At 35.3% G+C, this 13,329-nt stretch carries 12 protein-coding genes; 5 read left to right on the forward strand and 7 right to left on the reverse strand.

Annotated elements, in window-relative coordinates; translation table 11 throughout:
* Positions 1-38 precede the first annotated feature (38 nt).
* Together EL260_RS18175 and EL260_RS18180 are read left to right on the forward strand one after the other, a co-directional pair.
* On the forward strand, positions 39-422 hold the full coding sequence (locus EL260_RS18175) for a winged helix-turn-helix transcriptional regulator (protein ID WP_123856797.1): 384 nt from the start codon (positions 39-41) through the stop codon (positions 420-422).
* Positions 423-786: 364 nt separating this feature from the next.
* The gene (locus EL260_RS18180) at positions 787-1,203 is read left to right on the forward strand and encodes a carboxymuconolactone decarboxylase family protein (protein ID WP_123856799.1); all 417 of its coding nucleotides are present in this window, start codon (positions 787-789) and stop codon (positions 1,201-1,203) included.
* 48 nt (positions 1,204-1,251) lie between these two features.
* Here the strand turns inward: EL260_RS18180 and EL260_RS18185 are convergent, their stop codons facing one another.
* Positions 1,252-2,103 carry a GLPGLI family protein gene (locus EL260_RS18185; protein WP_123856801.1) on the reverse strand — a complete coding sequence of 284 codons (852 nt, stop codon included), beginning with the start codon at positions 2,101-2,103 and terminating at the stop codon, positions 1,252-1,254.
* Positions 2,104-2,265: 162 nt separating this feature from the next.
* Positions 2,266-4,698: an alpha-ketoacid dehydrogenase subunit alpha/beta gene (locus tag EL260_RS18190; protein WP_123856803.1), complete on the reverse strand. Its 2,433-nt coding sequence runs from the start codon at positions 4,696-4,698 to the stop codon at positions 2,266-2,268.
* Between the two features lie 137 nt (positions 4,699-4,835).
* On the opposite strand from EL260_RS18190, the gene EL260_RS18195 reads away from it, so the two are divergent.
* Positions 4,836-5,129: a hypothetical protein gene (locus EL260_RS18195; protein ID WP_123856805.1), complete on the forward strand. Its 294-nt coding sequence runs from the start codon at positions 4,836-4,838 to the stop codon at positions 5,127-5,129.
* Position 5,130: 1 nt separating this feature from the next.
* Here the strand turns inward: EL260_RS18195 and EL260_RS18200 are convergent, their stop codons facing one another.
* The 5 genes from EL260_RS18200 to queA all read right to left on the reverse strand — a co-directional run bounded on the left by EL260_RS18200 (position 5,131) and on the right by queA (position 10,716).
* A complete protein-coding gene (locus EL260_RS18200; protein WP_123856806.1) occupies positions 5,131-6,108 on the reverse strand; it encodes a polyprenyl synthetase family protein in 978 nt (325 codons plus the stop codon).
* 73 nt (positions 6,109-6,181) lie between these two features.
* Positions 6,182-7,060, reverse strand: a complete 879-nt coding sequence (locus EL260_RS18205) for a hypothetical protein (RefSeq protein WP_123856807.1) — start codon at positions 7,058-7,060, stop codon at positions 6,182-6,184.
* Between the two features lie 217 nt (positions 7,061-7,277).
* Positions 7,278-8,225, reverse strand: a complete 948-nt coding sequence (locus EL260_RS18210) for a sterol desaturase family protein (protein WP_123856809.1) — start codon at positions 8,223-8,225, stop codon at positions 7,278-7,280.
* A gap of 75 nt (positions 8,226-8,300) precedes the next feature.
* Positions 8,301-9,335 (reverse strand): 23S rRNA (adenine(2503)-C(2))-methyltransferase RlmN, encoded by a 1,035-nt coding sequence (gene rlmN / locus EL260_RS18215; protein ID WP_123856811.1) that lies wholly within the window; start codon positions 9,333-9,335, stop codon positions 8,301-8,303.
* Positions 9,336-9,666: 331 nt separating this feature from the next.
* Positions 9,667-10,716 carry a tRNA preQ1(34) S-adenosylmethionine ribosyltransferase-isomerase QueA gene (gene queA / locus EL260_RS18225; RefSeq protein WP_123856813.1) on the reverse strand — a complete coding sequence of 350 codons (1,050 nt, stop codon included), beginning with the start codon at positions 10,714-10,716 and terminating at the stop codon, positions 9,667-9,669.
* Between the two features lie 309 nt (positions 10,717-11,025).
* Between queA and EL260_RS18230 the strand changes: the two genes are divergently transcribed.
* Together EL260_RS18230 and EL260_RS18235 are read left to right on the forward strand one after the other, a co-directional pair.
* Positions 11,026-11,718, forward strand: coding sequence for an AIM24 family protein (locus tag EL260_RS18230; RefSeq protein ID WP_123856815.1), 693 nt, complete (start codon positions 11,026-11,028; stop codon positions 11,716-11,718).
* Between the two features lie 53 nt (positions 11,719-11,771).
* A complete protein-coding gene (locus tag EL260_RS18235) occupies positions 11,772-13,307 on the forward strand; it encodes a M61 family metallopeptidase (protein WP_123856817.1) in 1,536 nt (511 codons plus the stop codon).
* Positions 13,308-13,329 lie beyond the last annotated feature (22 nt).

Genomic DNA, 13,329 nt, shown 5'->3' on the forward strand with positions numbered 1-13,329 from the left:
CTTCGCAGTAACTTACATTAGTAACATTAAAGTAACGTATGAAAAAGAATGAATTAATGCAATATAGCTGCCCTTTAGGTAAGGCAATGGCTGCTCTGGGAAGCAAATGGAAACCGATTATTGTATTGGTAATTAAAGACCGAAAGCTGCGTTTTGGAGAACTTGCTGTACGTATTAATGTGATCTCCAGAAAAGTTTTAACTGATCAACTACGTGAAATGGAGTCTGATGGTTTAGTAATTCGTGAAGAATTCAGGGAACTTCCGCCAAGGGTAGAATATTCACTTACAGAAAAAGGGTTAGCCCTGTTACCTATTTTGTATCTTTTGGAAGAATGGGAAGCAAAATATCAGGTGAAAGGAACCTACTCAGATGATTGTATTGAATTGATTAAGGAAAAGAAAAAGGCTGCGAATGTCTGATTCACTAAATAATTTTCATTAATCTAAACTTCTGCCTTTTAGAAATAGTGATAGTAAATACAGTAAGAAACATCACAAACTGATTATAAAAACAATCCATAAGATTCTAGAATCAGCATATCTGAGACTGAAACTGGAAATGTTATGAATAAAGCATATAGGAACCATTCTTCATATAGTAATAACACAAAAAATAGATAAGAGGTAATTTTCATGGTAGTTTTTGATATTCCTTACTTCATATGTACAAATTTCAGCTTTGGTATTTCATAATACACTTTCCAAAAGGTTAGTATAACACGAAAAAGTAAGTATATAGTTTCCCAACTATTTCTGATTCAAATTTGCAGAAAGAATTTACATTATGAATTATAAAGAAATAGCGAAAGAAACCATTGGTCATCTGTATAAAGCTCATTCCAGCATCCGAAAATCCGGTATTGATGAAAAGCTGATTGCCTTAGCAGAATTACGAGTATCTCAAATCAACGGCTGCGCCTACTGCTGTAGCTATCATGCTAAAGAACTGCTTCATTTTGGAGTTGAACAGGATATCATTAACAGATTGCCAGGATGGAAACATACCCAAGTCTTTGATATAGAGCAAAAGCTTGTTTTGAATTGGACAGAAGCCATCACCTACAACAATGATAACTGGCTGCAAATCAGGGAAAAATTATTACAATATTTTACAGAAAGGGAAATTACAGAATTGACTTCAAGTATCACTTTGATGAGTACTTTGAATAAACTAAGAATTACTTTATCTGAACAGGATTAATATTAAGTAGGCTGCTTGAAACAAGCAGCCTACTATCTAAACTATCAGTTATTCCAGTTCTATAGGATTTAAATATTTTCTATTGAGATCCAGTTCTTTTGGCCTTTGATTGATATTTTCCTGGCCACCTAGGATAGTAGTTCCAGAACTTGCCAATACAGCTGCAATATTTTCATTATTCGCTTTTAGGGCCTGTTGAAATTTCGGTTGGGTAGTCTCAATAGCTTCAGTATATCTAGTTTTCTTTATATTAACCCATTTTCCCTCCAATGCAGAAGTTGGTATAGATTTTACGAGTTCGAAATCATACTCGTTTTTTTCATCTGTTATTTTGATAATTAAACCTGGTAATCCACTGAATTTATATGGACCGTAAGGGAGTGGAATTTCAGCTGAATACCAAGCGATCCAGTTTCTTCCCTTATAGGTAACTGTTGCTTTTTCGCAGTTCATTGTATTGATGATTTTTGTTTCATCTACAAGCTTCCAATTCCCTATTACAGGATCTTTATAAGTAAGCACTGACATTCCAACCTGTTGAAAGTACTGTACTTTTTCATTGGATTGTATAATGGTATATTGAAATTTTGTTTTTGGTAATGATGTACCACTTTTGAAGCCCATGACTATACTTCCATCAGGATTTTTGGTCGATACAATAGAGTTTGCCATCACTGTATCCTTTTTAAGAGATTGGGTACTAGCAAAGAAAGCACGATTTTCACCTATGAGCAATGAGAAAAATTCTTCATGTATATAATCAGGAGTCTGTGTATTTATTTTAGCCTTTAGCAAATAGGTAAAACTCCCCTGCAAAACCTCTTTTTTGTCTGATTGAGAATATAATAAAACACTTAAAAACAAAAGTGATAATTGAAATAATTTTTTATTGTAATCCATGGATAGCGTTTTCACTATAAAAATGCATCTATTTTTTATCATAACAAAAACAAAATTGAATAATTACTTATAAAAACACAATTTTCCATCTGATAATCTGGGTATTATAATCAAAAAAACCGCTTCCAAAAGGAAGCGGTTCATATTTATCTTTCATCCTAATTAGAATATCGCTGGATATTTCTGAGGATTGGTTTCATTAAACATAGCGTAGATCTTTTCTACCATATCATCTGCAGACGGCTTACTGAAATAGTCACCATCACTTGCATACGCTGGCCTGTGATCGTTAGCAGAGATCGTTAACGGATCTGAATCCAAATATCTGAAAGCTTTTTGCTTTTCTAAGATCTGCTGTAAGATAAATCCAGTAGTTCCACCTTCCACATCTTCGTCAATCACTACCAATCTGTTTGTTTTCTTAACGCTTTGAGCAATTTCGTGAGATAAATCGAAAGGAATTAATGACTGGATATCAATCACTTCTGCAGAAATTCCTAATTTTTCTAGTTCATTAGCAGCTTCTGTTACAATTCTCCAAGTAGAACCGTAAGTTACCAAAGTAACATCTTTTCCTTCTTTAGTCACTTCAATTTTACCTACAGGAACAGTGAATTCTCCTAAGTTATCAGGTTGCTTTTCTTTTAATCTGTATCCGTTCAGACATTCTACGATGATCGCAGGTTCGTCTGCCTGAAGCATTGTGTTGTAGAATCCGGCAGCTTTCGTAAGATTTCTTGGTACCAATACTAAAATACCTTTTGAAAGGTTAAGAATTCCCGCCATTGGAGAACCTGAATGCCAAATTCCTTCCAATCTATGGCCTCTTGTTCTGATAATTAATGGAGCTTTCTGTCCTCCTTTGGTTCTGTAATGTACTGTTGCCAAATCATCACTCATTCCCTGTAGACAGTAAAGAACATAGTCTAAATATTGGATTTCAGCAATTGGTCTCAACCCTCTCATGGCCATACCAATTCCCTGTCCAAGAATTGTCGCTTCACGAATTCCGGTATCAGCAATACGCAATGCTCCGTATTTCTCCTGCATACCTTCTAATCCTTGGTTTACGTCACCGATGTTTCCGGTATCTTCTCCAAAGATTAATGTTTCAGGATATTTTTCAAAGATTTTATCAAAATTATTTCTGATCACGACTCTTCCATCTACATCTTCAGAGCTGTCAGAATAAACAGGCTTAATTTCCTGAATGTTTTCAGCCTTCCATTCAGACTGAGAATATAAGTGAGATGAATAGTTGTCTTTTTCAATTTCAGAGGCTTCATTGTATTTCTGCATCAACTGATTTCTTTCTGCAGAATGGGTACCTCTTGTTGCTAATAAAGCTTTTCTTGCTAAATGAAATACATCTTTCTTCGCTTTTGAAACCAATTTGTTGAAGTGAGTAAGCGCTGTTTCTACTTCCGTATTCTGACCTTTAAGGTTTTCTACTAAAGGAACAATAGACTGAATTAATTCTTTGATGGCAGTCTGGTAGTTCTCCCAAGCTGTTTTTTGCCCTGCCTTAGCTACTTTTTTAGCGTCTTCATCAATAGCTTCCAATTCTTCTGCAGTAGCAATTACTTCTTCTTTTCCATCAATTTCGATAGAATAGTTCAGAATCCACTCTTTGAATTTCACCAATCCGTCAAACTCAGCTTCCCAAGCTAAACGTGCTTCATTCTTATATCTTTCGTGAGATCCTGATGTAGAGTGCCCTTGAGGCTGGGTAACATCTACCACATGTACTACTACAGGAACACTTTCTGTTCTTGCAAAATGTTCTGCTTTAGCATACGCATCTAATAATGCTGCATAATCCCAAGCTTTCACCTGAATAATTTCACAGCCTTGGTTCTCCCCTTCCTTTCTTTGGAAACCGCTTAGCATTTCACTGATGTCAGCTTTTGCTCTCTGGTTTTTAGTAGGAACTGAAATTCCGTATCCGTCATCCCAGATTGAAACGATCATAGGAACCTGAAGCGCACATGCTGCGTTCAGTGTTTCCCAAAAATGACCTTCTGCTGTAGAAGCATCACCAATTGTTCCGAAAGCAATTTCATTTCCTTCTCTTGAAAACTTCTCAGAACCGTCAAATTTTACATTTTTATATATAGTAGAAGCCTGAGCTAATCCCAATAATCTTGGCATCTGTCCTGCGGTAGGAGAAATATCGGAAGAAATATTTTTCTGTGCCGTTAAATCTTTCCAACTTCCGTCTTCATTTAAGCTTCTTGTTGCAAAATGCCCGTTCATCTGTCTTCCTGCTGAAGCCGGCTCTCTTTCCACACTGGTATCTGCATACATCTGTGCAAAGAAACTTTCTGCCGTTAAAGCATTAATTGCCAATGCAAAAGTCTGGTCTCTGTAATACCCTGAACGGAAGTCTCCATTTCTGAAAACCTTCGCCATTGCAAGCTGAGGAAGTTCCTTTCCATCCCCAAAAATTCCAAATTTAGCTTTTCCAGTAAGTACTTCTCTCCTTCCGAGATAAGACATCTCACGAGAAACTCTTCCTAACCTGTAATCATCAAGTATTTGATTTTTAAAGTCCTGGAAGGATATTTGCTGTGTTTCAATATAGGTTGTTTGCATAGCTAAGTAAAAAAGTTTTTGTTCTTCAAGTATTCCGCTAATATACACTTTTTAAATTAATTTTAATTTTTAATAATCTTTTTTAAAAATTTGATAATAAAAAAAATTGTGCTTTATTTTGAAAAAAATTGTAAAAGATGGAAAAAAAATCACCTCATATCCTGAATGCATCAAGCAATCTTTTAGGGTTTTCATTGATTATCATCACCTCTTTAAAGATCGCTAAGATCAGCCACAATACATATTTAGACGAATTTGCAGGGCTTGCCTGCATCCTTTTTGCCTGCAGCTGTTTTTTTTCTTTTCTGGCGATCAGAACAGGGAATAAAAAGCGGGAATACTCGTTTGAGAGTATTGCGGATTATTTATTTTTAATTGCTTTATTTTGTATAGTTCTAGCCGTTATTATTGTAACCCTCGAAATTATTTAATTTAAAATTTCCGCTCAATTACATAATCCAGCATAATGTGTAAAGATGTTCTTGCTTCAGATTCTGGGAATTCATTCAGAATATCTTTTGCCTTTTGCTGGAAATCTTTCATTACAGTGATAGCGTACTCCAGTCCACCTGAGTTTTTAACGAACTCTATCAGTTCTTTTACTCTTTTGGGATTGTTATTATAACGCTTGATGGTATCAAAATAGTATTTTCTGTCGTTTTCACTGGCTACCTTAAGAGTATGAATCAAAGGAAGAGTCATCTTCTTTTCTTTAATATCAATTCCAACCGGCTTACCAATCACATTAGAGCTTAAATAATCAAAAAGGTCATCTTTGATCTGGAAAGCCATTCCTGTGAAAGTTCCGAAATCCTGCATTTTTTTGGCAAGTACCTCATCTGTACTGTTAGACAATACTCCAATTTCACAACAGGCAGCAATCAAAGTTGCTGTTTTCTGACGGATAATTTCATAATAAACATCTTCTGTAATATCCAGTTTTCGGGCTTTCTCCAATTGAAGAAGTTCACCTTCAGACATTTCACGAATTGTTCTTGAAATAACCCCTAATAAATCGTAATCTTTGTGATCTGTAGATAATAACACTGATTTTGACAATAGATAATCTCCTACCAGAACAGCAATCTTATTCTTCCATAAAGCATTAATAGAGAAAAAATTACGACGTTTAAAGCTTTCATCCACCACATCATCATGTACCAAAGTAGCCGTGTGGATTAGCTCAATCATAGAAGCTCCACGATACGTTTTTTCAGTAACATTTCCTACCAGCTTGGCACAAAGAAACACAAACATAGGACGCATTTGCTTTCCTTTGGTAGTAACAATAAAACGGGTTACCTTATCTAATAAAGCTACTTTACTCTGCATTGACTCATAAAACTTCTGTTCAAAAAGTTTCATTTCATCATTGATCGGTCGTTTAATCTCTTCTACTGTATTTGCCACAATCTGCGAATGCTGGGTGAATAATTATTAATTCTCACAAAGATAATTTTTTTCGCTCAATTTTAAGCGAAAATTAATCCATGAGTTGCTCTTTTGGGATAAAATAAAGAGAAGGCTTTGTCTTTCCTAAGGGAGATTTAAACTTTTCTCCTGAAATGGAGATCCCTGTTTCATCTACTGCAATCCCTTCAATTTGCCCTATTGATAAAGCACTTCCTAAATAATAGTGCTTAGGGGCTTCTTTAAAGAATCTTCCCGGTTCAGTTTCTGTAAAAATATCTAAAAATACTTCTGTCTTCTTACTATACCCTATCAAATAAAGCTTTTTATCGAAGTAAGCAGCATCCGTTACCATAAAATGAGTTTTATAGGTTTCCGCCTTTACTGCATCCTGTTTTTCATTTTTTTCAGGATCAATAATATAATGTACTGTTGATTTTGACACCCATTCTTTGGTAAAGACATGAAGTTTTCCATAGGCATAAACCATCGCTTCTGCATCAAAATCGGTCTTGAAATAGCTTGATCCATAATCACTCTGCTCAGGATAATGGAATTTAATTTCCTTTACCTGGCCATTTTGTAAACTATCTCCCTGGAAAGGAACTTTATAAATGCTTAGATGCCTTCTGCTTCCGTCATTGTTCCCGAAATCCCCAATATAGAAATTACTGCCATCATTTGTAAGGGCTTCCCAATCTGTATTTTTAGCATTTACTTTTAAGGTTTTAATGATTTCTCCTGAGGCTTTATTGATTTCAAACAATTCCGGAGCATTTCCGCTATCATTAAAGGTATATAGTTTCCCATTAAAGAAATTCAGTCCGGAAGTTTCCTGGATTTTATCATCCAAATAATTAATTCTATACTTTTTAATTTTCAGGAAATCGGTCTTTTGAGAAAATGCAGTTTGAAAGGCAAGAAAAGCCAATAGCAGAAATGTTCTTTTCATGGTGCAAAAATAGGACTTTTAGTTTAAACAGAAGATTGTCGAGTTGGAGGGCTTTACAATTTGAAAGTCGAAAAATTTCAGTAGATACGGGTTCAGGTTATTTATCTAAATATCTTATGTTGCTTCTTATTTATGGTTTTATAAGCTTCAAAAAAATAGAAAGACGAGCTTTTGGCTCGTCTTTCCTTATAGATTTTCATTGATTTTATTCTTGAAATTAAGCAGTTTTCTGTTGTTTCTGATTTTTTGCCTGTTCTTTCTCTTCCTGTTTTGCAAAGTATTCTTTCTGATATTGTCTTACGGTTTTTCCGGTTCCGTCATGTCTCCATCCCGGTGAGTTGAAAATATAGTTGATTCTATCTGTGAATTTTAGTCCTGGCTGTTTAAGGTCTTTCCAAATTTTTCTCCATTCATAGAAGAGTACCGTATCAGGTCTGTTGTCCGGCATTTTTGGATAAATTCCATATTTCACAGGAATATTCGGATCTTCTTTCTGGAACGTACCAAATATCTTATCCCAGACAATGAGACACATTCCCATATTTTTATCCAGATACTTAATGTTACAAGCGTGATGTACACGGTGGTGAGAAGGAGTTACCAGAATATACTCTAAGAATCCCATACTTTTAACCGTTTGTGTATGTACCCATGTTCCATATACCTGTCCAATAGCATATGCTACCATGATATGCCAAGGATTAAATCCTAAAAATGCTAATGGTGAAAAATATAAATACCTATAAAGCGGCTGCAATACAGGACTTCTAAATCCTGTTGTAAGGTTAAAGAATTCTGAACTATGGTGCGTAATATGAACTGCCCAAAACGCTCTGGAGCGGTGATCCACATAATGCAGGACATAGTAAGCAAAATCAGTGATTATAAAGCAAGCCAGTAAATACCAGATGCTAAGATCCCATGAAAAAAGTCTGTGGCTGTAAAAGAAAAACATTACCCCCATTGCAAACGCCTTCATGATCAAATCCAGACCAAAGTTCATCAAAGCAAGATAAACATTTGTAACAAGGTCTTTGCCACTGTATAACTTCGCCTCTGAAACGTGGCTGTAAATCATCTCAGCTAAAATAACAGTAGCATGCAATGGAATTGACCATGCATATACATTTTCTAGCCCGTTCTCGCTCATAAAATACTCCATCATCACAAAATAATTTTGTGCAAAGGTAGGGTTTTAAGCGATGCTTTAAGGGGATTTTAAGGTTTTTTTAAGGAAATTTTAATCCGCATTTTTGTTGGCTAACTGCCCACAAGCAGCATCAATATCACCTCCACGGCTTCTTCTGACCATTACAGTAATTCCTGCGTTTTCAAGCTGGCGAATGTAATTTTCTTCTGCCTGTTTGTTACATTGGTCATATTTTCCGTCACCAATCGGATTATATTGAATAAGGTTTACCTTTGAAGGGACCTGTTTACAGTATTTGATCAAAGCTTTGATATCTTCATCTCCATCATTAATACCTTTCCATACACAGTATTCAAAAGTAATTACGGAGCCTGTTTTCTGATACCAATACTGAAGTGCCTCCATAATATCCGTTAGCGGGAATTTATCCGAGAAAGGCATAATTTCATTACGTTTTACTTCGATAGCTGAGTGAAGAGAAAGCGCTAATTTTACACGCAATTCATCATCAGCAAGCATTTTGATCATTTTAGGAATTCCGGATGTAGAAACGGTAATTCTTCTTGGAGACATTCCTAATCCTTCCGGTTGAGTGATCTTTCTGATGGCTTCTACTACATTCTTGTAGTTCATCATGGGTTCTCCCATTCCCATGAATACAATATTGGAAAGTGGTCTGTCAAAATACATTCTGCTTTGGCTGTCAATCAGGGCAACCTGATCAACAATTTCTGCTACTTCAAGGTTTCTCATCCTTTTCAGTTTTGCAGTAGCACAGAATTCACAATTCAATGAGCAACCTACCTGCGAAGATACACAAGCTGTTGTTCTTGTTTCTGTTGGAATAAGAACAGACTCTACCAATAGTCCGTCATGAAGTTTCACTCCATTTTTGATAGTTCCGTCGGTACTTTTCTGAAGAAGATCTACAGAAACAGGATTAATGGTATATTCTTCGGCAATTTTTTCACGAAGAGATTTCGAAAGATTCGTCATTTCATCGATCGAATGGAGATTTTTACTCCATAACCAGTCGTAGACCTGTTTGGCACGAAACGGCTTTTCTCCTAAAGATACAAAGTATTCTTTAAGCTGATCTAGTGATAATATACGGATATCTTTCATAATATTAAAGAGCCAAGTTAAAAGTAAAAAGTTCTAAAGTTTAGTATTGTTGACTATTGTAGCCAAAATGTTTTTCAATTTGTTACTCTCATTCAATAAGTATTTAAATTCTTCAGAATCATAGCCATCTAATTTGTCTAAAACTCGAAGCCAAAAATTACTTTCTCTGTAGCTGATTTTCCAAGTTGAAACCTTATTAATTTACTTTCAGTATCATTTGGAAGTTTTCTTAAAAATTTAAGACAATTAACTCCAAATGTAAAAGTTCTTGTAAGCAAATCATCTTGTTTCATCCCACTTGTATTACTTTTAACTTGGCTCTTTTTACTTTTTATAGAATTAACATTGCGTCACCATAAGAATAGAATTTATACTTTTCTTTTACGGCTTCTTCATAGGCATGCATGATAAAATCTCTTCCTGCAAATGCAGCAATCATCATAATTAATGTAGACTTCGGCGTGTGGAAGTTGGTAATCATAGAGTTAGCAACTCCGAAATCGTGAGGTGGATAAATGAATTTATTCGTCCAACCATTGAACGCTGAGATTTTTTTATTGGAAGAAACGGAAGTTTCCAGTGCTCTCATTGTTGTAGTTCCTACTGCACAAACTCTTCTGTGAGATTCTACTGCTTTATTGATAATGGCAGCATTTTTCTCATCAATGATGATCTCTTCAGATTCCATTTTATGCTTAGAAAGGTCTTCTACCTCAATTGGGTTGAAAGTTCCCAATCCTACGTGAAGCGTAACTTCAGCAAAATCGATCCCTTTAATCTCTAATCTTTTCATCAAATGTCTAGAGAAGTGAAGCCCTGCTGTAGGTGCAGCTACTGCTCCTTCTATTTTAGCATAGATTGTCTGATATCTTTCTGCATCTTCTGGCTCTACTGCTCTTTTGATATATTTTGGAAGTGGAGTTTCTCCTAATTCCTTCAGTTTTGTTCTGAATTCATCGTAAGAACCGTCGAATAAGAATCTCAATGTTCTTCCTCTTGATGTAGTGTTATCAATAACCTCAGCTACCAAAGACTCATCTTCAGTGAAAAATAATTTGTTACCAATTCTGATTTTTCTTGCCGGATCTACCAAAACATCCCAAACTCTAGTTTCCTTATCAAGCTCTCTTAAAAGGAAAACTTCGATTTTAGCACCTGTTTTTTCTTTATTTCCATAAAGACGTGCAGGGAAAACTTTGGTGTTGTTGAAAATGAATAAATCACTCTCATCAAAATAATCCACTACATCTTTGAATAATTTGTGCTCAATAGTTTGTGTTTTTCTATCAAGAACCATTAATCTAGCCTCATCTCTGTGTTCTGATGGATGTTCTGCCAATAATTCTGCAGGAAGATCAAAATTAAAATCTGATGTTTTCATTTTTTAAATTACGGTTTAAAAATTATTGAAATTACAAGGTGTAATTTTCGGAGTGCAAATATACGACATTGAACACCCCTTTGTCAAGTATTATTTGCAATCAAATGTAAAACCATGATTACATGGGAGTTTTTACGTTAAAAAAGTTTATTTTAGTCAAAAAATAAAATAGATTGATGGAATTAGTTGGCAAAATTACTTTCTGAACGATCCGCATCTCATTTCTATAATAAAAAGAAACAAAGAGAGGTCTACAGAATCTTCCCTTCTATTTGAAATATTATAACAACTCTAAAACTATTCATTAATATGAGCAAATATTCAATTGAAGCATTTATCAACGAAACAAAAGAGAATCCACAACAGAGAGATTATTTTGAACTGGAAACCAAGCACCTTTTAGAAATTAATCTTAATAATCAAGCGGTATGGACGAAAAAAGGCAGTATGGTAAGCTATGTGGGAAATATCAATTTCGAAAGACAGGGAATGCTGGCAGGAGGTATTGGTAACCTTTTGAAAAAAGCCATCAGTGGTGAAGGAAGTAAACTGATGAAGGCTGAAGGTACTGGAAAACTCTATGTAGCAGACTCTGGCAAGAAAGTTCGTATCCTTTACCTGAATAATGAATCCGTTTGTGTAAATGGAAATGACGTACTGGCTCATGAACAAAGCGTAAAAAGTGACATTACCATGCTGAAAAGTATCGCTGGAATGATGTCGGGTGGTCTTTTTCAGGTAAAACTTTCCGGAAGCGGACATATTGCGATTACCACACACGGCGATCCTTTAACTTTACTGGTGACTCCTGACACACCGGTTTTCACAGATCCAAATGCCACAGTTGCCTGGTCCGGAAATCTCAGCCCGGAACTGAAGACAAATGTTTCTTTTAAAAGCCTTATCGGAAGAGGAAGTGGCGAAGAGTTCCAGATGAAGTTCTCCGGACATGGATGGGTACTGATTCAACCTTATGAGGAAGTGTACTTTATGGAAAAATAAGTACACTTAACTTGGGCAATTTTTGTATTTTCGTACTCACTAAAACAAAGCGGATGAATACCCTGATCAAGTTAGTTTTTGTACTGATTATCTTTCCTACTACAATTATTGCCCAATCATCAAAGAAAAATTATAATTACAATATAGACCTTCTTCATATGCCCAATGATGAAGTCACGGTTTCTTTTACTCCACCCAAGAACAATCTTAAACAGGGGAAATTTATTATTCCAAAACTGGTTCCGGGATTTTATCAGGCTATGAATTTCGGACAGTATGTTTCTAATCTGGTGGCTACGGATAAAAATGGAAAAAAAATACCTACCGAACGTTTGGATCAAAATAGCTGGATGATATATAATCTTAAGCGTGTCAATAAAATATCCTATAAGGTGGCTGATGGATGGGACTCTTTAGAAAAGGATACGCATGAAGCTAAATCTGCCGGCAGTATGTTTATTAAAGATAGCGTTTTTGTGATCAATTATAATTCTCTCGTGGGGTATTTTGAAGAAATAAAAGATCTTCCTTATCAAATCAATATTACAAAAAATAAGGATTTTTATGCTTCGTCTGCTTTGGGTTACAAACAGAAAGATAAAAATACGGATATAGTTTTGGCAAAAAATTATAGACAGTTGGTGGACTCTCCCGTTTTATATTGTGTTCCTGATACAACCTGGCTGAAAATAGGCCATACTGAAGTGCTTATTTCGTTTTATAATAAAAAAGAACGACAGTATTCAAAAGTGATAGCTCATGAGATAGAGAATATTTTGAAAAACCAGCAAGCCTATCTGGGTGGAACATTACCAGTAAATAAGTATGCTTTTCTGATTTATTATGAATCTTCTAATGAGCAGGGATTTCTGGGTGATGGGCTGGAACATTCTCATTCTACGGTATGCCTCTACCGTTCTGGAAGTATGAAGTTTCTTCCTAATGCTTTAAATAGAGTGGCTTCTCACGAATTTTTCCATATAGTGACTCCGCTTAATATTCATTCCGGAGAAATTCAGCATTACGATTTTTTGAATCCTGTTATGTCTAAACATCTATGGCTGTATGAGGGGATGACGGAATATGCAACCATTCATATGCCTATAAAACAAAAAATGATCAGTTTGGAAGATTTTGAAAAAACCCTTGAAGAAAAGATAAAAGGGATGAAAGAATTTGATGACAAACTATCTTTCACAGAAATCAGTAAAAATGCCATGACCAGACAGGATCAGTATATGAATTTTTACCAAAAAGGTCCATTATTAGGATTATGCCTGGATATAAGATTACGGGAACTTTCAGGAGGAAAAATGGGCACTCAGGATCTGATGCTGCAATTGATGAAAAAGTACGGGGAAGGTAAATATTTTAATGATGATGATTTATTTGATGAGATTACAAAAATGACTTATCCTGAAATACGTACGTTCTTTCAAGATTTTATAGAAGGCACTCAACCTGTTCCTTTCAAAGAATATCTGTCAAAAGTTGGTTTTACTTATGATGAGAGTACGGGAAAAGTAAATCTTATGTCAAACCCAGATTCAAAGGAACTGGCTTTAAGAAAAGCATGGATAGATCAGTAAGCTTTAATAAATACCCTCATCT

The sequence above is a fragment of the Chryseobacterium nakagawai genome (genome assembly GCF_900637665.1).
GTDB lineage: Bacteria > Bacteroidota > Bacteroidia > Flavobacteriales > Weeksellaceae > Chryseobacterium > Chryseobacterium nakagawai.

Excerpts from the sequence above, each read along its gene's own strand:
- EL260_RS18175 (WP_123856797.1), top strand. The coding sequence starts at position 39 with ATGAAAAAGAATGAATTAATGCAATATAGCTGCCCTTTAGGTAAGGCA.
- EL260_RS18180 (WP_123856799.1), top strand. The coding sequence starts at position 787 with ATGAATTATAAAGAAATAGCGAAAGAAACCATTGGTCATCTGTATAAA.
- EL260_RS18185 (WP_123856801.1), bottom strand. The coding sequence starts at position 2,103 with ATGGATTACAATAAAAAATTATTTCAATTATCACTTTTGTTTTTAAGT.
- EL260_RS18190 (WP_123856803.1), bottom strand. The coding sequence starts at position 4,698 with ATGCAAACAACCTATATTGAAACACAGCAAATATCCTTCCAGGACTTT.
- EL260_RS18195 (WP_123856805.1), top strand. The coding sequence starts at position 4,836 with ATGGAAAAAAAATCACCTCATATCCTGAATGCATCAAGCAATCTTTTA.
- EL260_RS18205 (WP_123856807.1), bottom strand. The coding sequence starts at position 7,060 with ATGAAAAGAACATTTCTGCTATTGGCTTTTCTTGCCTTTCAAACTGCA.
- EL260_RS18210 (WP_123856809.1), bottom strand. The coding sequence starts at position 8,225 with ATGATGGAGTATTTTATGAGCGAGAACGGGCTAGAAAATGTATATGCA.
- rlmN (WP_123856811.1), bottom strand. The coding sequence starts at position 9,335 with ATGAAAGATATCCGTATATTATCACTAGATCAGCTTAAAGAATACTTT.
- queA (WP_123856813.1), bottom strand. The coding sequence starts at position 10,716 with ATGAAAACATCAGATTTTAATTTTGATCTTCCTGCAGAATTATTGGCA.
- EL260_RS18230 (WP_123856815.1), top strand. The coding sequence starts at position 11,026 with ATGAGCAAATATTCAATTGAAGCATTTATCAACGAAACAAAAGAGAAT.
- EL260_RS18235 (WP_123856817.1), top strand. The coding sequence starts at position 11,772 with ATGAATACCCTGATCAAGTTAGTTTTTGTACTGATTATCTTTCCTACT.